This window comes from Pseudomonas sp. LBUM1659, assembly GCF_059716045.1.
Genome location: NZ_CP166797.1, coordinates 4,954,099 through 4,972,344, shown reverse-complemented (window position 1 = coordinate 4,972,344; position 18,246 = coordinate 4,954,099). Strand labels below are relative to the sequence as shown.

Annotated in this window: 21 protein-coding genes; 15 read left to right on the top strand and 6 right to left on the bottom strand. The window is 57.9% G+C overall.

Going from position 1 to position 18,246, the window contains the following annotated elements:
• Positions 1-12 precede the first annotated feature (12 nt).
• Both ACA048_RS22585 and ACA048_RS22580 read left to right on the top strand, forming a co-directional pair.
• Positions 13-645 carry a glutathione S-transferase family protein gene (locus ACA048_RS22585; RefSeq protein WP_497626352.1) on the top strand — a complete coding sequence of 211 codons (633 nt, stop codon included), beginning with the start codon at positions 13-15 and terminating at the stop codon, positions 643-645.
• Positions 642-1,586 carry a Nudix family hydrolase gene (locus ACA048_RS22580; protein ID WP_497626351.1) on the top strand — a complete coding sequence of 315 codons (945 nt, stop codon included), beginning with the start codon at positions 642-644 and terminating at the stop codon, positions 1,584-1,586. Before ACA048_RS22585 ends, ACA048_RS22580 begins: the two co-directional genes overlap by 4 nt.
• Before the next feature lie 111 nt (positions 1,587-1,697).
• On the opposite strand, the gene ACA048_RS22575 is transcribed toward ACA048_RS22580, so the two are convergent.
• The 3 genes from ACA048_RS22575 to ACA048_RS22565 are packed head-to-tail and all read right to left on the bottom strand — an operon-like array spanning position 1,698 to position 5,282.
• Complete coding sequence (locus tag ACA048_RS22575; RefSeq protein ID WP_497626350.1) at positions 1,698-2,279, bottom strand: cob(I)yrinic acid a,c-diamide adenosyltransferase; 582 nt, start codon at positions 2,277-2,279, stop codon at positions 1,698-1,700.
• 3 nt (positions 2,280-2,282) lie between these two features.
• Positions 2,283-4,319 carry a sensor histidine kinase gene (locus tag ACA048_RS22570; RefSeq protein ID WP_497626349.1) on the bottom strand — a complete coding sequence of 679 codons (2,037 nt, stop codon included), beginning with the start codon at positions 4,317-4,319 and terminating at the stop codon, positions 2,283-2,285.
• A gap of 45 nt (positions 4,320-4,364) precedes the next feature.
• A complete protein-coding gene (locus ACA048_RS22565; protein WP_497626348.1) occupies positions 4,365-5,282 on the bottom strand; it encodes a putative 2-dehydropantoate 2-reductase in 918 nt (305 codons plus the stop codon).
• Positions 5,283-5,422: 140 nt separating this feature from the next.
• Between ACA048_RS22565 and ACA048_RS22560 the strand changes: the two genes are divergently transcribed.
• A complete protein-coding gene (locus ACA048_RS22560; protein WP_007906601.1) occupies positions 5,423-5,908 on the top strand; it encodes a YajQ family cyclic di-GMP-binding protein in 486 nt (161 codons plus the stop codon).
• A gap of 140 nt (positions 5,909-6,048) precedes the next feature.
• A complete protein-coding gene (locus ACA048_RS22555) occupies positions 6,049-6,891 on the top strand; it encodes a mechanosensitive ion channel family protein (protein WP_497626347.1) in 843 nt (280 codons plus the stop codon).
• A gap of 142 nt (positions 6,892-7,033) precedes the next feature.
• On the opposite strand, the gene ACA048_RS22550 is transcribed toward ACA048_RS22555, so the two are convergent.
• Positions 7,034-8,380 (bottom strand): OprD family porin, encoded by a 1,347-nt coding sequence (locus tag ACA048_RS22550; protein ID WP_497626346.1) that lies wholly within the window; start codon positions 8,378-8,380, stop codon positions 7,034-7,036.
• A gap of 183 nt (positions 8,381-8,563) precedes the next feature.
• On the bottom strand, positions 8,564-8,881 hold the full coding sequence (locus ACA048_RS22545) for a hypothetical protein (RefSeq protein WP_497626345.1): 318 nt from the start codon (positions 8,879-8,881) through the stop codon (positions 8,564-8,566).
• 372 nt (positions 8,882-9,253) lie between these two features.
• Here ACA048_RS22545 and ACA048_RS22540 point away from each other — a divergent pair, with 372 nt between their 5' ends.
• Together ACA048_RS22540 and ACA048_RS22535 are read left to right on the top strand one after the other, a co-directional pair.
• Positions 9,254-9,679 (top strand): HIT family protein, encoded by a 426-nt coding sequence (locus tag ACA048_RS22540; RefSeq protein ID WP_497626344.1) that lies wholly within the window; start codon positions 9,254-9,256, stop codon positions 9,677-9,679.
• A 3-nt stretch (positions 9,680-9,682) separates the two neighbouring features.
• Entirely contained in the window at positions 9,683-9,889 is a 207-nt protein-coding gene (locus ACA048_RS22535; RefSeq protein WP_223511838.1) for a SlyX family protein, read from the top strand.
• A gap of 60 nt (positions 9,890-9,949) precedes the next feature.
• On the opposite strand, the gene ACA048_RS22530 is transcribed toward ACA048_RS22535, so the two are convergent.
• On the bottom strand, positions 9,950-10,552 hold the full coding sequence (locus ACA048_RS22530; RefSeq protein WP_317849322.1) for a cold shock domain-containing protein membrane protein: 603 nt from the start codon (positions 10,550-10,552) through the stop codon (positions 9,950-9,952).
• A gap of 548 nt (positions 10,553-11,100) precedes the next feature.
• Between ACA048_RS22530 and ACA048_RS22525 the strand changes: the two genes are divergently transcribed.
• From ACA048_RS22525 to tolQ, 9 genes are all read left to right on the top strand, one after another.
• The gene (locus tag ACA048_RS22525) at positions 11,101-11,439 is read left to right on the top strand and encodes a ribbon-helix-helix domain-containing protein (RefSeq protein WP_497626343.1); all 339 of its coding nucleotides are present in this window, start codon (positions 11,101-11,103) and stop codon (positions 11,437-11,439) included.
• Between the two features lie 136 nt (positions 11,440-11,575).
• Positions 11,576-11,797, top strand: coding sequence for an FmdB family zinc ribbon protein (locus ACA048_RS22520; RefSeq protein WP_010457489.1), 222 nt, complete (start codon positions 11,576-11,578; stop codon positions 11,795-11,797).
• A 119-nt stretch (positions 11,798-11,916) separates the two neighbouring features.
• Positions 11,917-13,692: an aspartate--tRNA ligase gene (gene aspS, locus ACA048_RS22515; protein ID WP_497626342.1), complete on the top strand. Its 1,776-nt coding sequence runs from the start codon at positions 11,917-11,919 to the stop codon at positions 13,690-13,692.
• Positions 13,693-13,808: 116 nt separating this feature from the next.
• Positions 13,809-14,555, top strand: a complete 747-nt coding sequence (locus ACA048_RS22510; RefSeq protein WP_497626341.1) for a YebC/PmpR family DNA-binding transcriptional regulator — start codon at positions 13,809-13,811, stop codon at positions 14,553-14,555.
• Positions 14,556-14,639: 84 nt separating this feature from the next.
• Complete coding sequence (gene ruvC / locus ACA048_RS22505) at positions 14,640-15,164, top strand: crossover junction endodeoxyribonuclease RuvC (protein WP_007945844.1); 525 nt, start codon at positions 14,640-14,642, stop codon at positions 15,162-15,164.
• 115 nt (positions 15,165-15,279) lie between these two features.
• A complete protein-coding gene (ruvA, locus tag ACA048_RS22500) occupies positions 15,280-15,897 on the top strand; it encodes a Holliday junction branch migration protein RuvA (RefSeq protein WP_497626340.1) in 618 nt (205 codons plus the stop codon).
• Positions 15,898-16,959, top strand: a complete 1,062-nt coding sequence (gene ruvB, locus ACA048_RS22495; protein WP_007945842.1) for a Holliday junction branch migration DNA helicase RuvB — start codon at positions 15,898-15,900, stop codon at positions 16,957-16,959.
• A 127-nt stretch (positions 16,960-17,086) separates the two neighbouring features.
• Positions 17,087-17,554: a tol-pal system-associated acyl-CoA thioesterase gene (gene ybgC, locus ACA048_RS22490; RefSeq protein WP_497626339.1), complete on the top strand. Its 468-nt coding sequence runs from the start codon at positions 17,087-17,089 to the stop codon at positions 17,552-17,554.
• Entirely contained in the window at positions 17,544-18,239 is a 696-nt protein-coding gene (gene tolQ, locus ACA048_RS22485) for a protein TolQ (RefSeq protein ID WP_007945840.1), read from the top strand. Before ybgC ends, tolQ begins: the two co-directional genes overlap by 11 nt.
• The last annotated feature ends 7 nt before the right edge of the window (positions 18,240-18,246 follow it).

Here is an 18,246-nt window from a genome sequence, read left to right as displayed (position 1 = left end):
AAGGTCCCGAACATGAGCCTTCACCTGATCATCGGCGACAAACTGCATTCCTCCTGGTCCCTGCGCGGCGCACTGGCCCTCGACTTGACCGGCGCTGCCTACACCGAAGAACTGATCAAGCTGGGGCAACCGGACACCCGTGAGCGCCTGCTCAAGCATTCGCCGACCGGTAAAGTCCCGCTGCTGAAAACCGAACACGGCACCATCGCCGATTCCCTGGCGATTGCCGAGTATCTGTCCGAGCAATTTCCCGAGGCGGGTCTCTGGCCAAAAGACACCGCCGCCCGTGCGCAGGCGCGTTCGGCCTGTGCGCAGATGCACGCCGGTTTTTTTGCCATGCGTGGCAACATGCCGTTCGACCTGAGCCGCGATGCACCGCTGTCGCAAGCGCCTGATGATGTTCAGGCCGACATCCAGCGCATGCTGGCGTTGTGGGCTGAATGCCGCGAGGCGGCGACCGACACCGGTCCTTTCCTGTTCGGCGGCGCGACCCTGGCCGATGCTTTCTTCGCACCGATTGCCGTACGCCTGCGCACCTATCAGGTGAAACTGCCGGCAGCGGACGAGGCCTACGTCGAAACGATTTACCAGTGGCCGGCTTTCAAGGCCTGGCAGAAAGCAGGCCTGGAGGAGGTTGGGCAGTGAAACGAGTCCACGTAGCCGCTGCCGTCATCCGTGATCAGAGTGGCAAGATCCTCATTGCACGCCGTGCCAACACTCAGCATCAGGGTGGCTTGTGGGAGTTTCCCGGGGGCAAGGTCGAGGGCGACGAGTCCGTCGAAACCGCGCTGGCCCGTGAACTTCAGGAAGAGCTGGGCATTGTGGTCAGCGCTGCGCGACCGCTGATCAAGGTTCATCACGACTACCCGGACAAGCACGTGTTGCTGGATGTCTGGGAAGTCTCGGCCTTTACCGGCGAACCCCACGGTGCTGAAGGCCAGCCGTTGGAATGGGTGTCACCGCGCGATCTGTTGAACTACGAGTTCCCGGCGGCTAACCAGCCAATCGTCGCGGCTGCACGGTTACCGGCCGAGTACCTGATCACCCCTGAAGACCTGGAAACCCCGGCCTTGCTGCGCGGTATCCAGAAAGCCATCGCGGGGGGGATCAAACTGATCCAGCTACGAGCGCCCAACGGCTACGATCCCAAGTACCGCGACCTGGCGGTGGACGCGGCGGGGCTGTGTGCCGGCAAGGCGCAGCTGATGATCAAGGGGCCATTCGAATGGTTGGGTGATTTCCCGTCCGCCGGTTGGCACATCACCTCGGCCCAGTTGCGTAAGTACGCGGCGGCGGGGCGGCCACTACCCGCGTCGCGCTGGTTGGCAGCGTCGTGCCATAACGCGCAAGAACTGGCGTTGGCCGAGCAGATGGGCGTGGACTTTGTGACCCTGTCGCCGGTGCAAAAGACCCAGACTCATCCGGATGCGCAGCCGTTGGGTTGGGAGCAGGCTTCGGTGTTGATCGAGGGGTTCAGCAAGCCGGTGTTCCTGTTGGGCGGTGTTGGTCCGGTAGAGCGGCAACAAGCCTGGGAAGCAGGGGCACAGGGTGTGGCAGGGATTCGGGCATTCTGGCCTGAGGCTTGATCCTGCGTGAGGCACCGGCCTCTTCGCGGGCAAGCCCGCTCCTACAGTTAATCTGAGTACACTCGATCCAATGTAGGAGCTTGCCCGCGAAGGCGTCCTGACAGGCGCTGATTAACGCTGAGGTTTAGCGGCAGGCTGCCACAAAATCTCGGCAACTCCTTGGCGCTTGGCAATCAGCCGCGCCACCACAAACAAAAGATCTGACAACCGATTGATGTACGCCAACCCAACCCCGGCGAGCGGTTCAATCGCATTCAACTGCTGGCACCGTCGCTCTGCACTGCGCGCCAGGCTTCTGCACACATGCGCCTGAGCGATCAGCGCTGAACCGCCCGGCAAAATGAAATTTTCCAGCGGCCCCAACTCTTCATTCCACCGATCAATCGCCGCTTCCAGGCGTTCGATTTCCGCCGCGTCCAGCGCCTGGTACACCGGCATCGCCAGTTCGCCACCCAGGTCAAACAACCGGTGCTGGCAAGGCGCCAAAACCTCGATCACCTCGTTCAACCCCGGATTAGTGACGCTTTGTTCGGCCAGACCGGCCAGCAGCACGCCGACTTGACTGTTCAGCGAATCGACTTCGCCAATGGCCTCGATTCGCGGGTGGTCCTTGGGCACTCGGCGACCATCTCCGAGCCCGGTTTCGCCTTTGTCGCCAGTGCGGGTGTAAATCTTCGACAAGCGAAAGCCCATGGGTTACCTCGATAGCTGATTGAGTTCTTGAGAGGCGACGGCCGTGCCCGACAAGGGCAGGCGCAAGGTGAAACAGGTGCCTTGGCCCGGCGTCGACTGCACTTCCATCTGCCCCTTGTGATTGTTGGTAATGATGAAATAGGAGACTGACAGGCCCAGGCCGGTGCCCTGGCCAATTTCCTTGGTGGTGAAAAACGGCTCGAACGTGCGTTTGCGCACGCTTTCGCTCATGCCGATGCCATTGTCCTCGACCTGGATTTCCGCCCATGGCGGATTCAGTCGAGTCCGCAGAATGATCCGCCCCGGTTCGCTGTCGTCCTCACGCTGGTGAATGGCCTGGGCCGCGTTTTTCAACAGGTTGAGCAGCACTTGTTCCAGTTCGTTGGCCGTGCCGGGCACCGGGCCCAGAGCCGGGTCGAACTGGCGAATGATCGCCTGGCCCTTGAAGTCAAAACCGATCGCAAGGTCGAAGTCATTACCGGCAATTTCCACCGCTTGATCGATCAGTGCGGGCAGGTCGCAGGGGGCCATTTGCCGGGTGCTGCGGCGGCTGAAGCTGAGCATGTGCGTGACAATTTTCGCCGCGCGAGCGCCAGCCTGCTGAATGCCATCCAGTAATTGCGGCACTTCACGCACTTTCAGGTAGCGGTTGACCGTGTCCAGTTCGACGCCGATCTGCTCGGCCTGCTCCATGTTCTTTGGCAGATCAGGAGACAGGCGTCGGCGAATGTTCTGCACGTTATGCAGGATCGCGCCCAAAGGGTTATTGATTTCGTGGGCCATGCCGGCGGCGAGGCCACCGACCGAGAGCATTTTTTCCGACTGCACCATCATTTCTTCCAGGGACAGACGCTGGGTAATGTCGTCGATCCGGATCACCACGCCACGCCCGGCACCGCCCATCAGCGGGTAAAAAGTCAGGGCGTAATGTTTGGGCTCATCATCCTTGAACCACGTTACCCGCTCGATCTTCGCCACGGTGTGCTGCTCGACGGTTTGCTTGAGCTGCGGCAGAAACGGCTTCAGCGGTTCGAAGGCGAGGAAGATCGGCTGGTTCAGGGCTTCGTCCAGGCGCGTGCCGGACAGAGCGCTGGCTTCCTGATTCCACTGGGTCACATAGAGCTGTTCGTCGAGGGCGATCAGCGCCGATGGCATGGAGTCGATGATGCTGTTGAGGTAGTTCTGGAAGCCGGTGAGTTTTTTCTCGATCTTGCTGCGCACCTGAACTTCGAGTTCGAGCTTGCGGTTGGTATGGCGCGTTTCTTCGGCCAGGCCTTGGGCCTGGTCATAAGCGGCCTGGGAGTCGTCCCGGGCACGCTTGAGTTGCTGCTCCCTGGCCTCGATCCGCGAGAGCATGGTGTTGAACGCTTCGGCGAGGCTGCCGATTTCGTCGTGGTTGCCACGGGAGGCACGCAGCGCGTAGTTCTCTTCGCGGGTCACTTGCCGGGACAGCTCTTCGAGCTCATGGATAGGCCGTGTAATCAGGCGTTTGATTTGCCGGGCGATCACCAGCCACAACAGCACGCTGAAGATCAGAATGCCCAGGCTGGCGGTCAGCGTGCCGGTGTAGAACGCCATTGGCAATTCGCTGCTGGCCACCAACAGTAAATGGCCGGGCTCTGTGCCGGGACGGGGCAGGGTGATCAGTTGATTGCTGCGAAACTCGGTCGCTTGCCAGGCTTCAATGTGCTGATAGCGCCCCGGCAGGCTAAGTTTGTCGCCATGCTGCAACTGCGCCAGCCGTTCGCCCTTGCCGTCATAAAGGGCTGCCGCACGCAGGGGTGAGTAACTGTCGAGTTCGTTGAGCAGGCGCTCGGCGTTTTGTGGCGACTTTAAGGCATCGGCCACCAGGCTGGGGTTCGACACCAGTCGGCCAATGGTCTGCAAGGCTTGGGGCGCCATGCTTTCCTGGGAAATGTAATACGCCGCGCTGATGAACGTCAGGTTGGCGACCAGCAGTATGGTGATCAACAGCACCAGCAGGGCAGCCAGTAACTTTTGGCCGACGGGGAGGTTTTCGAGGCGCTGGCGCAATGGCATCAGGTTCGTCGCTGAAAAGGAACAAGTGGCCAGCGTAGCCGCTGCTCAGTCGCTGGGCAATCCAAGGCTGTGCAGATGGCCGATCAGCCGTTGCTGTAATTGATGGAGGTGGGGCAGGTTGAGTTGATGACGCGAGGCTACTTTGCAGACGTAACCCAGCAAGTAGGTGATTTCAGTGCGGCGCATATTCGCTACATCCTGGTACATCGAGGAGTAATTGGCTGCCGTGGCATGGATCACGCGTTCTACTTCCTGTTGCAGGTTTTCCGCCGCCGCGGGCTGACCACAACGTTCCAGCAACTCGGTCAATTCACCGCAAAGGGTAGCGACTTCGCACTGATGCGCCTGCAACCCGCCATTGCGGCAGTTGTGAAGGACGGTCAATGGGTTGATTGCGCAGTTAAGTGCCAGCTTGCGCCACAGTCGTGTGAGGATGTCGGTGCTCCATTCATGGGGAATCCCGGCGGCCGTCAGATCATCCAGCCAGATCGGCGCAACCGGATGGCCTGCATCGCCCAGCCAGGTGTAACCGTGACCTGCGAACACTACACGCCAGTCGCCATCGCGAAACGCTCCTTCAGTACTCGATGCACTCACACAACGGGCTTGCGGCACCTGCGCTGCGACAGCGTCCTGACTGCCGAGGCCGTTCTGCAACAGGATCAATTCAGCATCGGGTGTCAGGCGTGGCGCCAGTTGCGCGACGGCATTCTCGGCGTCGTAGGCCTTGCAGGCCACCAGCAGGCGACGGATCGGTTCATGGCCGTGCGGTGTCTGGCCGGGAATGTCATAAGTAGAGGCTTCGCCCTGTTCCACCAGCGTTAGCCCGCCCGCCGACTGATAGGCGTGCAGGCGTTGTTCATTGCGAACGATCAGCCTGACCGGCAAACCGGCCCGCGCCAGGCGCGTGGCCCACAACGTGCCGAGGCTGCCGGCACCCAATACATGCCAAGGGGTCGACATCAGCTTTTTACTCGGGTTGATGCAGGCATGTGACGCTCGCAGTATGGGTTGGAAAAGACCCGTTATAATGAGCCCGATTTTAACCGCAAGCCAAGCGCGCGCCATCGCAATCGAGTGCGCCTTTTTATTGGAGAGATTACATGCCGTCGTTCGACGTGGTATCCGAACTGGACAAACACGAAGTCACCAACGCGGTCGAAAACGCCGTCAAGGAACTCGATCGTCGTTATGACCTGAAGGGCAAGGGCACGTTCGAGTTCAAGGAAAAGGACCTGACCGTCAACCTGACCGCTGAAGCCGATTTCCAGCTCGAAGCGATGATCGAGATCCTCAAGCTGGCGCTGGTCAAGCGCAAAATCGACGTGCAGTGCCTTGAAGTCAAGGATGCCTACGCGTCGGGCAAGCTGATGAAGCAGGAAGCGGTCCTCAAGGAAGGCATCGACAAGGAACTGGCGAAGAAAATCGTCGCTCACGTCAAAGACGCCAAGCTCAAGGTCCAGGCCGCCATTCAGGGTGAGCAAGTGCGCATTACCGGCAAGAAGCGTGACGATTTGCAGGAAGCCATCGCGGCCCTGCGCGCCAAGACGTTTGATATGCCGCTTCAGTTCAACAACTTCCGCGACTGACCTCTAGCGCGGGAACCTCTCGGCGCTTTCGGCGTCCGAGGGCCAAGCAGCGGCAGAAACGATCGGGCCGGAGACGGCTCGGTTTTTCTGCCGTTTTATTTTTTGTATGCCGGATTGCCGGTAAATCAAGGAGAACGTAGATGGACTTAAATGCTGAAGTGGACAATCTGGTCAAGGCTTCCCAAGCCTGGATTCCAATGATCATGGAGTACGGCAGCCGTGTACTGCTGGCGGTGATCACCCTGGCCGTCGGCTGGTGGCTGATCAATAAAGTGACGGAAAAGCTCGGCGGCCTGCTGGCGTTGCGTAACGCCGACCTTGCGTTGCAAGGGTTCATCAGCAGCCTGGCGAACATTATTCTCAAGGTTTTGCTGATCGTCAGCGTTGCGTCGATGATCGGCGTGGAAACCACGTCGTTCGTCGCGGCCATCGGTGCGGCAGGTCTGGCCATCGGTCTGGCCTTGCAGGGCAGCCTGGCCAACTTCGCCGGCGGCGTGTTGATTCTGTTGTTCCGTCCGTTCCGTATCGGTGACTGGATCGAAGCCCAGGGTGTTGCCGGCACAGTCGACAGCATTCAGATCTTCCACACGGTACTGCGCACCGGCGACAACAAGACCATCATCGTACCTAACGGCAACTTGTCGAATGGCATCATCACCAATACCAACCGTCAACCAACGCGCAAAGTGGTGTTTGACGTGGGGGTGGATTACGAAGCGGACTTGCAGAAGGCTCGTGAAGTTTTGTTAGAACTGGCCAAAGATCCGCGAGTGTTGGCAGATCCGGCACCTCAGGCGGTGGTTTCTACTCTGGGTGACAGTTCGATCACTCTTTCGCTTCGGGTCTGGGTAAAGACAGCCGATTACTGGGATGTAATGTTCATGTTCAACGAACAGTCCCGCGATCGTTTGAAAACTGCCGGTATTGACATCCCGTTTCCACAGCGGGTTATTCGGGTGGTTCAGGAATCTGCAGTGCAGTGATTGTTTTTTGATCAATGTCTGACTGCTTTGGTCAGGCATGTTCTGCACAGATCTGATTGTTTGAACGCAATGTTCCAGCCAACAAAAAAGGCCCATCCGAAGATGGGCCTTTCTTTGATTACCGGGTGCTGACTTTCTGCAATTACAGAATGTTGAGCGGGTAGTCGGTGATCAGGCGGAACTCATTGATATCGCCTTCGCCTTGAGCGGTGTTAGCAGAGTGCCATGCTTGACGGATGCGGAAGGACAGATCTTTGGCTGGGCCGGATTGAATGACGTACTTGGCTTCCACGTTGGTTTCGTGGTGTTTGCCGTTTGCGCCGTACAGACCAGCGTAGGCGCTGCCCGCTGGAGTGTTGGTGCCGTCGATGTTCCAACCATTGACATAACGGGTCATGAAGCTCAGACCAGGAACGCCGTATTCAGCCATTTTCAGGTCGTAACGGGCTTGTACCGACTTCTCGCCAGGACCGTTGAAGTCAGAGTACTGGATGGAGTTGGCGAGGAAAATCGAGTCGCCACCGCGGTTGTTCTTGCCCACGCCGATGTAGTCGAACGGAGTTTCGCCGTTAACCTTCTGGAAGCCCAGGGTCAGGGTGTGCGCATTCAGGAACGAGTAAGCAGCAGCCAGCGAGAAGGCAGTGTTGCTGATTTCGCCTGCGTTAGCGTTGCCGGTGTCCTGAGTGTTGTAGATGTTACCGTCGAAGTTCAACGACTGAGTGCCACCCAGTGCGAGGGTGTAGTTCGCGTTGGCGTAGTACTGGTTCCAGATGTTATCGAGCTTGGCACCGTAGAGCGAAAGGCTCAGAGCATCGGTAACGCTCCATTTGCCGCCGGTGTAATCGATGGTGTTGGCTTCTACGCCAGCGTAGGTTGCGAACAGGCCGCCGTCACTGGCGTTTTTGTCCTGGCTGGACGCCGAGTAGAAGTGACCGCCTTCCCAGTCCAGGTTGGTGATTTCGCTGCTCTGCAGTTGGAAACCGGTGGCAGTTTGAGGAAGGATACGGGAACCGCCAACAGCGAACACTGGAGCAGTGCTTGGCTGCATTTCACCGAATTTCAGCTCGGTTTTGGAGATGCGTACTTTTACCGCGCCGCCGGATTTGCCTTGGCTGTCATTGACATTGCGACCACCATTAGCATTGGTGGTATCGCTACGGCTCATGTTACCGGTGCCGCTGGTGCCGTCGCCACCATCCAGTTTGATGGCCAGGTAACCGAATGCATCTACGCCAACGCCGATCAGGCCTTGGGTGTAACCGGAGCTGTAGTTGCCCCAGATACCCTGGGTCCAGTCTTTCTGGTCTGGGTTGCCGTTTTTGTTGTCACGGTTGAAGTAGTAGTTGCGAACCAGCAAGTTCAGCGAGCTGTCTTCAACAAAACCTTTGGCTTCAGCCTGGTCACTTACGAAAGGTGCGGCCGTAGCCAACTGAGTACTGGCTGCTGCTGCAACTGCCAGTGCGATGGTGCTCCACTTCATCACGCGCATCGTGATTTGCTCCTTTGGTTTTAGAAGAGTACTGCCGTCCCACCTGATTTATTATCTGGGCGGCTCTTTCTTTTTGTGTCGGCGCAAACTTATATCACGCCGACTCTATTGGCGATACTTGCGTATCCATCCTTTCGGCTTCTTTACGACCCTGTCGCAAACAGCTCGGTAGATGTCGCAAATTTACAGCGTCAATGCAAGCGAACCGGCAACTTTAGCGTTGTTTTCCAGGGCTTGAACTTCGGTAAAAAGAGTCCTTGGTGAAACGTTTGAATCTCCATCGGGCAACCCTGCCGCTGTTTTTATTTGCCTTGAGCCTTCCACATCCCGCAGAGGTATCCAAGGCGATGTGGGTGTGAATGCAACAAACGTGCACAAATCGGCAGTTTGATGGCTTTTTTTCTTCTGGCCTGCCTTTAGCTGTAAAAACCTCATAAAACCGGGCGTTTCAAGCACGTTTTTATTCGACTTGACGCAAAGGTTTGCATCGTGTTTCAGCATGCGGGTCGCCAGCGTGACAATGTAAAACGTTACCGGTCCACCCCGCAAGTGAGTAGATGGCGGATGCTGACGCGCTCAGCGTAGACGAACTGTGCGATTTTGGTGCAGAAAATTTTAACTGCTGTACCGAATTCATACAGTGCTGTCATTTGTCCGAATCGAACACCTCGTGGTTAATCAGTCATTTCGGTGTTTTTACCCTGATCGTTGGTTCTGTGATGGTGCGAATTGGTAAAAATGCCTCATGTCGGGGCGTGTGTCTGTTCGTGAAGCCAGCGCCGTTCGCAGGTATGCTGCCGTCCTGTCGCTTGGTGCGCCGTCCTTCGGAAGGGGCGCTAAGCTGAAAAATGAGACCAAGCGGGAGTGCGCACAGTGTTCGCTTTAGATCCACGGCTTCAACAAGACACGCTACCGATCGGGGATTTCCCGCTCTGCCGGTTGCTGTTGTCCAACGATTCGAATTACCCCTGGTTCATCCTGGTGCCTCGTCGTGACGATATCAGCGAGATATTTCAGTTGAGTGTCTCGGAGCAGCAACAGCTGTGGCAGGAGACGACTGCGTTGGCAGAAACGCTGAAGGATTCGTTCGATGCCGACAAGTTGAATGTCGCGGCCTTGGGTAACGTAGTTAGTCAGCTACACATGCATGTGATTGTGCGCAAACGTGACGACGCCGCCTGGCCTGCTCCGGTCTGGGGCAAGCTCCCGGCCACGCCTTACACTGCGGAGCAGATCGCAGCGATTCGCGAACGCCTGCGTTTGGTACTAGCCCAAGACTTTACGTTTCTGGAGGGTTGAATCATGAGCCTGGAAGAACGCGTTACCGATCTGGAGAGCCAGTTGGCGTTTCAGGATGACGCCCTTCAGTCATTGAGTGATGTGCTGGCGACGCAGCAGCGTGCAGTTGAACGCCTGCAGCTGCAAATGGCTGCATTGCTCAAGCGGCAGGAGGAAATGGCCGGCCAATTCGAAAGCTTCGAAGAGGAAGCGCCACCGCCGCATTATTAACAGCAGGCAATAAAAAACCGCGAACAGCCCGGCTGTTCGCGGTTTTTTTTTAGCCTTGAATCAGCGACGCGGCAGGGCGGCGATCACATCTTCGGCTTGCAGGCCTTTGTCACGATTCATGACAGAGAACTCCACACGCTGGCCTTCGACCAGAACGCGGTGACCTTCGCCACGAATTGCCCGGAAATGCACGAAAATATCATCGCCGGAATCGCGGGAAATAAAGCCGAAGCCTTTGGAGGTGTTGAACCACTTGACGGTGCCGGTATCTCGGTTGCTCATGTCATAGCTTGGCGAGGCGGCGGCCGGTGAAGATTTGTAGAAGCTGACACCCAGGTGCAGTAAAACGGCGGAGAGGGCAGCTAACAGGCTGAACAGAACGGCAGGTTGACCGGCGATGACAGGCATCGGCGCGAGCAACGTCAGAACTTGCAGGAAGACGGCCAGAACCAGCAGCACGCTGACCAGGTTTTGCAGTTGGTGGCGCGGGCCTTTGTTCCAGTAAGGGATAACAGGAGCAAGGGTGAGGTTCAGCAGGCCGAAAAACGCCAGGTACAGCGCATCGGGTTGTTGCAGGTAAGGGACCGCTTCAGCTCGCAGGCTAGGGATGAAGGACAGCAGCAGGGCGGCTGCGCCCGTTAGCAGGTGGACGATTTTCAACATTTTGATTAACTCGCGTTAAGACGGATCACAAGGAAGAGCTGATGGAGCACGGTTCGCTTCAGAACAATAAGAGGCGTTGGGCACGTACCCGGTATCAGCCTATGCGCAGCCCCCGGAAAAATAGGCGGTAACGACACACTGCCTATTTAACAGCAAAGCCTGCGGCTACTCAAATCAGGCAGTCCGGCGGTGCTCTGGTGCTCGATTTGTCGCGGGTCATGGCTTTTGTTAAAGAAGAAGCCGGCGTGCCCGGCACCGAAGACATGATCAGGCAGCTTCCCGAGGGGGCGGGAGGCAGTTAGGTCCTTGGGTTTTGTTCTCTTTCTGGCTTCCTACTTCATCAGGTCTCTTTTGTGCAGGGTAAAACGCACCTGAGTGCGTAGGAAAATGGCCGGCCTAGGACGGGCTCCATGATCCCCATTCAACTGTTGGCTTATCCTACGTCGATGGTCATAAAGTCATCTGGATATACCTTTGCACCTGCGCTTTTATAAGGCAACAGATGTAGCTCTTATAGAAGGCATGGATGGCAAAGGAGTGTCAGCGATATGGTTTACGAAGACAGGCCGGGCGAAGGGAGTCTTGGCCCAACCAAGGATATTAGGGTTGATCCGTTCGTCAGCGAATTTGATATGGGGCTGGCCCGGCCTTTATCCCGCTCGGTGCGTTTGAATGGTTTTGCGACCTGCTTGCGGCTTGAGCAGGTCTACTGGGATATTTTGGGCGATATGGCCAAGGTCAATTGCTGTTCTGTCAGTGCGCTGCTGTCCCATGTGGACCGCGAAGTGCATTTACGTCACGGCGGAGTCAAGAACTTCACCGGGCTGGTGCGGGTTGTCTGTGTCGTGCGCAGCTTGAAGGAAGGGGGCAGCATTGTGATGCCCTAGTCGTAGTGGCGTGAAGGATTGAGTGTCAGTCTGTGCAGTCTTACGGCTGCACAGGCTGCATTTAATGGATATAATCCCGCTCTTTGCCGCAAAACCCAGCGTGTGCGGTAGCAATCTGATCGCCGAGACAACCCCCATGCCGATGTACGACTATCAATGTGCTTCCTGTGGTCATCAGTTGGAAGCCATTCAAAAGATCAGCGCAGCACCGCTGGTCGACTGCCCTGCCTGCCAGGCGCCAGAGCTTAAAAAGATGCTGTCCATGCCAGGCTTCCGCCTCAGCGGCACTGGCTGGTACGAAACCGATTTCAAGACCGGCTCGAAGAAGAACCTGGCCGGCGGCGACAAAGCTGACTAGGGTCCAGGGCCTGAGTTGAACGACACGCGTGAGCGTTTGCATCATCGGGCACCTTTATCAAGGGCAGGATGTGCAGGGCTCCAACCGAATTTCGAATTACGAGAAGTGAAACCACTACCATGATGCGCAGCCATTATTGCGGCCAACTGAACGAAAGCCTGGAAGGCCAGGAAATTACTCTTTGCGGTTGGGTTCACCGTCGCCGTGACCACGGCGGGGTGATTTTCCTCGATATCCGTGATCGTGACGGTCTGGCCCAGGTGGTGTTCGACCCGGACCGCGCTGAATCCTTCGCCGCCGCCGATCGCGTGCGCAGCGAGTACGTCGTGAAGATCACCGGCAAGGTTCGCCTGCGTCCGGCCGGTGCCACCAACGCCAACATGGCGTCGGGCATGATCGAAGTCCTCGGCTACGAGCTGGAAGTGCTGAACGAATCGGAAACCCCGCCGTTCCCGCTGAACGAGTTCTCCGATGTTGGCGAAGAAACCCGCCTGCGCTATCGCTTCCTTGACCTGCGTCGCCCGGAAATGGCCGAGAAGCTGCGTCTGCGTTCGCGCATGACCACCAGCATCCGTCGCTACCTGGACGAGAACGGCTTCCTCGACGTCGAGACGCCGATCCTGACCCGCGCCACCCCTGAAGGCGCTCGCGACTACCTGGTGCCGAGCCGTACTCACGCCGGTTCGTTCTTCGCCTTGCCGCAATCGCCGCAGCTGTTCAAGCAACTGCTGATGGTGGCCGGCTTCGACCGTTACTACCAGATCGCCAAGTGCTTCCGTGACGAAGACCTGCGTGCCGACCGTCAGCCTGAATTCACCCAGATCGACATCGAGACCAGCTTCCTCGATGAAAAAGACATCATGGGCCTCACCGAAGGCATGATCCGCAACCTGTTCAAGGAAGTGCTGGATCTGGAATTCGGTGACTTCCCGCACATGACCTTCGAAGAGGCCATGCGTCGTTACGGTTCCGACAAGCCAGACCTGCGTAACCCGCTGGAACTGGTCGACGTTGCCGATCAACTCAAAGAAGTCGATTTCAAAGTGTTCAGCGGCCCGGCCAATGATCCGAAGTGCCGTATTGCTGCCTTGCGCGTTCCAGGCGCGGCGAGCATGCCGCGCAAGCAGATCGACGATTACACCAAGTTCGTCGGCATCTACGGTGCCAAGGGCCTGGCGTACATCAAGGTCAACGAGCGCGCCAAAGGCGTTGAAGGTCTGCAATCGCCGATCGTGAAGAACATCCCTGAGGCCAACCTCAATGTAATCCTCGATCGCGTTGGTGCGGTTGACGGCGACATCGTGTTCTTCGGTGCCGACAAAGCCAAGATCGTCAGCGAAGCCCTGGGCGCGCTACGGATCAAGGTGGGTAACGACCTGGACCTGCTGACCTGCAAGTGGGCGCCAATGTGGGTCGTCGACTTCCCGATGTTCGAGGAAAACGACGACGGCAGCTTCAGTGCCTTGCACCACCCGTTCACCGCGCCGAAGTGCACTCCGGAAGAACTGGAAGCCAATCCGGCGACCGCGCTGTCCCGTGCATATGACATGGTTCTGAACGGCACCGAGCTGGGTGGCGGTTCGATCCGTATCCACCGTAAGGAAATGCAGCAGACCGTGTTCCGCCTGCTGGGTATCAACGAAGCGGAACAGGAAGAGAAATTCGGCTTCCTGCTCGACGCCCTGAAGTACGGCGCGCCGCCGCACGGTGGCCTGGCCTTCGGTCTGGACCGTCTGGTGATGCTGATGACCGGCGCCCAGTCAATCCGTGAAGTGATCGCCTTCCCGAAAACCCAGAGCGCGGCGGACGTCATGACGCAGGCACCGGGTCAAGTGGATGCCAAGGCATTGCGCGAACTGCACATTCGTCTGCGCGAAACACCAAAGGCTGAGTAAGGCTGACCGCAAAGGCGCATCCTTTTGGGTGCGCCTTTTCTTTAGGTCGAGATTTTTTGTTGCTGGCCGACACTGTGTGGGGCGGGCAATGTTTCAAAGATAATTCGGAGCGAGTTATGGCGGGTCATTCCAAGTGGGCGAACATCAAGCACCGCAAAGAACGTCAGGATGCCAAGAAGGGCAAGATTTTCACCAAGTGGATTCGTGAACTGACTGTTGCTGCCCGTCAGGGTGGCGGTGATCCGGGCTCCAACCCGCGCCTGCGTCTGGCGCTGGACAAGGCCCTCGGCGCGAACATGAGTCGCGACATCATTGATCGCGCGGTCGCACGCGGCGCGGGTGCTGCCGACACCGACGACATGGTCGAGTTGAGCTATGAAGGCTACGGCCCGGGCGGTGTGGCGGTGATGGTCGAGTGCATGACCGATAACCGTAATCGCACTGCCGCTGCTGTTCGTCACGCGTTCAGCAAATGCGGCGGCAACCTCGGCACCGACGGTTCCGTGGCGTATCTGTTCGAGCGCAAAGGGCAAATTTCCTTCGCGCCAGGCGTTGATGAAGACGCGCTGATAGAAGCGGCCATGGAAGCCGACGCCGATGACGTGGTCACCCACGAAGATGGCTCGATTGACGTGTTCACATCTTTCGCTGGCTTCTATGCCGTGCGCAATGCGCTGGAAGAGGCCGGTTTCAAAGGTGAAGACGCAGAAATCGTCATGCTGCCGACCACCAGTGCCGAGCTGGACCTGGAAGGCGCCGAGAAGGTGCTCAAGCTGATCGACATGCTTGAAGACCTGGATGACGTGCAGAACGTTTATTCCAATGCGGATATTCCGGAGTCGGTGGCTGCACAGCTCGGTTAAGGGTGACTAAGATCAAATGTGGGGGTCAGCTCCCACATTGGTTATTTGCTGTATTGAAGTGCTCTTACCTAACCCGCAGGCGTTATGACTTTAATTCTTGGTATCGACCCCGGTTCGCGTATTACCGGTTATGGCGTGGTGCGCGATACCGGGCGTGGCTGTGTGTACGTGGCGTCGGGCTGCATCCGCACGGGCTCGGGAGAATTGCATGAGCGTCTGCAAATCGTTTATCGCGGCGTGCGTGAAATCATCCAGACTTACGGCCCGGTCACCATGGGCATCGAAAAGGTGTTCATGGCGCGCAATGCCGACTCCGCGCTGAAACTGGGTCAGGCGCGCGGTGCTGCAATCGTCGCCGGTGCCGAAGAAAGCCTGGAAATCGCTGAGTACACTGCAACCCAGGTCAAGCAGGCAGTGACCGGCACCGGCGCGGCAAATAAAGAACAGGTGCAGATGATGGTCATGCACATGCTGAAATTGACCAGCAAGCCGCAAATCGACGCCTCTGATGCCCTGGCCATTGCCATTTGCCATGCGCACACCCGCTCCAGCCTGTTGCCTCATGGCTTGGGGACGGCACGCAGTCGTGGCGGGCGCTTGCGTCTCTGATAGCATCAACAGTCTTTTTTATGGAATGAGGGTTGTCGTGTCTGAGTCGTCGACGCGACCCCTTGCTCTGTTCGTCGCCAGGCATTGATCTGGCCAACGCTCAAGGATCTGAAACGTGATTGGACGCTTGCGCGGCACACTGGCTGAAAAACAGCCGCCGCATCTGATTCTGGATGTAAACGGTCTGGGGTATGAGCTGGAAGTGCCCATGACCACGCTGTATCGCTTGCCGTCGGTCGGTGAACCGCTGACCTTGCACACCCACTTGGTCGTACGCGAAGACGCGCAGTTACTCTATGGTTTCTTCGGCAAGCGTGAACGAGACTTTTTCCGCGAGTTGATCCGTCTTAACGGCGTAGGGCCAAAATTGGCGCTGGCGTTGATGTCGAGTCTGGAAGTCGATGAGCTGGTCCGTTGCGTGCAGTCCCAGGACACCTCGGCGCTGACCAAGGTGCCAGGCGTGGGCAAAAAAACCGCCGAACGTTTGTTGGTGGAACTCAAGGATCGCTTCAAAGCCTGGGATACCGTACCGGCGATGTTCGCTCTGGTGCCAAACCAGCCGGGTGGACCAGACGCGCCGACTCCGGTCGCCACCGCCGAAAATGACGCGGTCAGCGCGCTGATCTCCCTGGGCTACAAGCCACAGGAGGCCAGCAAGGCGATTTCTGCGATCAAGGAGAAAGGTTTGAGCAGTGAAGACATGATTCGTCGTGCCCTGAAGGGAATGATTTAAGTGATTGAAGCTGATCGTCTGATTACCGCCGCGCCCGGTCCTCGTGATCGCGAGGAAGTCCAGGACCGGGCGATTCGTCCTGTCAGCCTGGCCGAATACATCGGCCAGCCGACTGTTCGCGAGCAAATGGAGTTGTTCATCCAGGCCGCCCGTGGGCGTAACGAGTCGCTGGATCACACGCTGATCTTCGGTCCGCCGGGCTTGGGGAAAACCACCTTGGCGAACATCATCGCCCAGGAAATGGGGGTGTCGATCAAAAGCACGTCGGGGCCCGTGCTTGAGCGTCCGGGTGACCTGGCGGCGCTGTTGACCAACCTTGAACCCCATGACGTGCTTTTCATCGACGAAATCCATCGCCTGTCACCGATTGTCGAAGAAGTGCTGTACCCGGCCATGGAAGATTTCCAGCTTGACATCATGATCGGCGAAGGGCCTGCCGCGCGTTCGATCAAGCTTGATCTGCCGCCATTCACCCTGGTCGGTGCAACCACGCGTGCCGGTATGTTGACCAATCCCCTGCGTGACCGCTTCGGGATCGTGCAGCGCCTGGAGTTCTACAGTACCGCTGACCTCGCCACGATTGTCAGCCGTTCGGCGAGCATTCTTGGTTTGCCGCTGGACCCGGAAGGCGCCTTTGAAATCGCCCGTCGTGCCCGCGGTACGCCACGGATCGCCAACCGTCTGTTGCGTCGGGTGCGCGATTTCGCCGAAGTGCGCGCCAAGGGGCACATTACCAAACCGATTGCCGACCTCGCGTTGAACCTGCTAGACGTCGACGAACGTGGTTTCGACCACCAGGACCGGCGTCTGCTGTTGACCATGATCGAGAAGTTCGACGGTGGTCCGGTCGGAGTGGACAGCCTGGCCGCCGCCATCAGCGAAGAGCGCCACACCATTGAAGACGTGCTGGAGCCATACCTGATCCAGCAGGGCTACATCATGCGCACCCCGCGGGGGCGAGTGGTGACCCGGCATGCGTATTTGCACTTCGGTTTAAACATTCCGTCACGAATGGGCGAAATGCCCGTCGTAGACGAGTTCCTTGATGCCGTGGACGATTAATAATCTTTGCGCACTGATATATTCGGCGTTTGTGCGGTCCCAGGACCGTACTTTTGCCGCGAAGCCGCAGATCAATGAAAAACAGTTGCCTGACCGGATTGGCAACCTGAGGAGTAAGCACTAGAGTATGCGCGCGCAAAACGGGCTTGAGCCGTTCGCACATCGTTGTCGCGTTTATTACGAGGACACCGATGCCGGCGGCATCGTGTATTACGTCAATTACCTCAAGTTTATGGAACGGGCTCGAACCGAGCGGCTCCGAGATCTGGGCTTTGCCCAATCGGCGCTGGCAGGGGAGGACCTGTTGTTTGTCGTGCATTCCAGCGAAGCGCGTTACCACGCGCCGGCGCGACTGGACGACGAGCTTCTGGTAAGCGCTGAAGTAATCGAATTGAACCGTGTCAGCCTGCGCTTCAAACAGCAGGTCAGGCGGGCAACGGATAATGTGCTGCTCTGCGAAGGGCAGTTTTTGGTGGCCTGTGTGCGCACTGACAGTTTAAAACCCCGGGCCATTCCCGAAGCTCTACGTGCGGCCTTTGCCGACGTGAGCGGCGCGGGTACACACTCAAAGCAGGAGATTAAGCGTGGAAGCTAACGTCGTCGACCATACCTCCATGTGGAGCCTGGTCAGCAATGCCAGTATCGTGGTGCAACTGGTAATGCTGATCCTGGTAGCCGCATCGGTCACCTCATGGATCATGATCTTTCAGCGCAGCAATCTGCTGCGCGCCGGTCGACGTGCCCTGGAGAGCTTTGAAGAGCGCTTCTGGTCGGGTATCGACCTGTCCAAACTCTACCGTCAGGCTGGCAGCAACCCTGATCCGGATTCGGGGGTCGAGCAGATCTTCCGTGCCGGTTTCAAGGAATTCTCCCGTCTGCGCCAGCAGCCAGGCGTTGATCCGGAAGCGGTCATGGAAGGTGTGGCCCGTGCCATGCGCGTTGCCATTTCCCGCGAAGAAGAAAAGCTTGAACAGAGCCTGCCATTTCTTGCGACCGTCGGTTCCGTCAGCCCGTACATCGGTCTGTTCGGTACGGTCTGGGGCATCATGAACTCCTTCCGTGGTCTGGCATCTGCCCAGCAAGCGACCCTGGCCACTGTGGCCCCTGGTATTGCCGAAGCACTGATTGCTACCGCGATCGGTCTGTTCGCCGCCATCCCGGCCGTAATCGCTTACAACCGTTTTGCTGCTCGCAGCGAAACCCTGCTGGGCCGTTACTACACCTTCGCCGATGAATTCCAGGCGATCCTGCACCGCAAAGTGCACACCAGCGAAGAATAAGCAGGTA

Excerpts from the sequence above, each read along its gene's own strand:
- ACA048_RS22585 (WP_497626352.1), top strand. The coding sequence starts at position 13 with ATGAGCCTTCACCTGATCATCGGCGACAAACTGCATTCCTCCTGGTCC.
- ACA048_RS22575 (WP_497626350.1), bottom strand. The coding sequence starts at position 2,279 with ATGGGCTTTCGCTTGTCGAAGATTTACACCCGCACTGGCGACAAAGGC.
- ACA048_RS22570 (WP_497626349.1), bottom strand. The coding sequence starts at position 4,319 with ATGCCATTGCGCCAGCGCCTCGAAAACCTCCCCGTCGGCCAAAAGTTA.
- ACA048_RS22565 (WP_497626348.1), bottom strand. The coding sequence starts at position 5,282 with ATGTCGACCCCTTGGCATGTATTGGGTGCCGGCAGCCTCGGCACGTTG.
- ACA048_RS22560 (WP_007906601.1), top strand. The coding sequence starts at position 5,423 with ATGCCGTCGTTCGACGTGGTATCCGAACTGGACAAACACGAAGTCACC.
- ACA048_RS22555 (WP_497626347.1), top strand. The coding sequence starts at position 6,049 with ATGGACTTAAATGCTGAAGTGGACAATCTGGTCAAGGCTTCCCAAGCC.
- ACA048_RS22550 (WP_497626346.1), bottom strand. The coding sequence starts at position 8,380 with ATGCGCGTGATGAAGTGGAGCACCATCGCACTGGCAGTTGCAGCAGCA.
- ACA048_RS22545 (WP_497626345.1), bottom strand. The coding sequence starts at position 8,881 with ATGCTGAAACACGATGCAAACCTTTGCGTCAAGTCGAATAAAAACGTG.
- ACA048_RS22535 (WP_223511838.1), top strand. The coding sequence starts at position 9,683 with ATGAGCCTGGAAGAACGCGTTACCGATCTGGAGAGCCAGTTGGCGTTT.
- ACA048_RS22530 (WP_317849322.1), bottom strand. The coding sequence starts at position 10,552 with ATGTTGAAAATCGTCCACCTGCTAACGGGCGCAGCCGCCCTGCTGCTG.
- ACA048_RS22525 (WP_497626343.1), top strand. The coding sequence starts at position 11,101 with ATGGTTTACGAAGACAGGCCGGGCGAAGGGAGTCTTGGCCCAACCAAG.
- ACA048_RS22520 (WP_010457489.1), top strand. The coding sequence starts at position 11,576 with ATGCCGATGTACGACTATCAATGTGCTTCCTGTGGTCATCAGTTGGAA.
- aspS (WP_497626342.1), top strand. The coding sequence starts at position 11,917 with ATGATGCGCAGCCATTATTGCGGCCAACTGAACGAAAGCCTGGAAGGC.
- ACA048_RS22510 (WP_497626341.1), top strand. The coding sequence starts at position 13,809 with ATGGCGGGTCATTCCAAGTGGGCGAACATCAAGCACCGCAAAGAACGT.
- ruvC (WP_007945844.1), top strand. The coding sequence starts at position 14,640 with ATGACTTTAATTCTTGGTATCGACCCCGGTTCGCGTATTACCGGTTAT.
- ybgC (WP_497626339.1), top strand. The coding sequence starts at position 17,087 with ATGCGCGCGCAAAACGGGCTTGAGCCGTTCGCACATCGTTGTCGCGTT.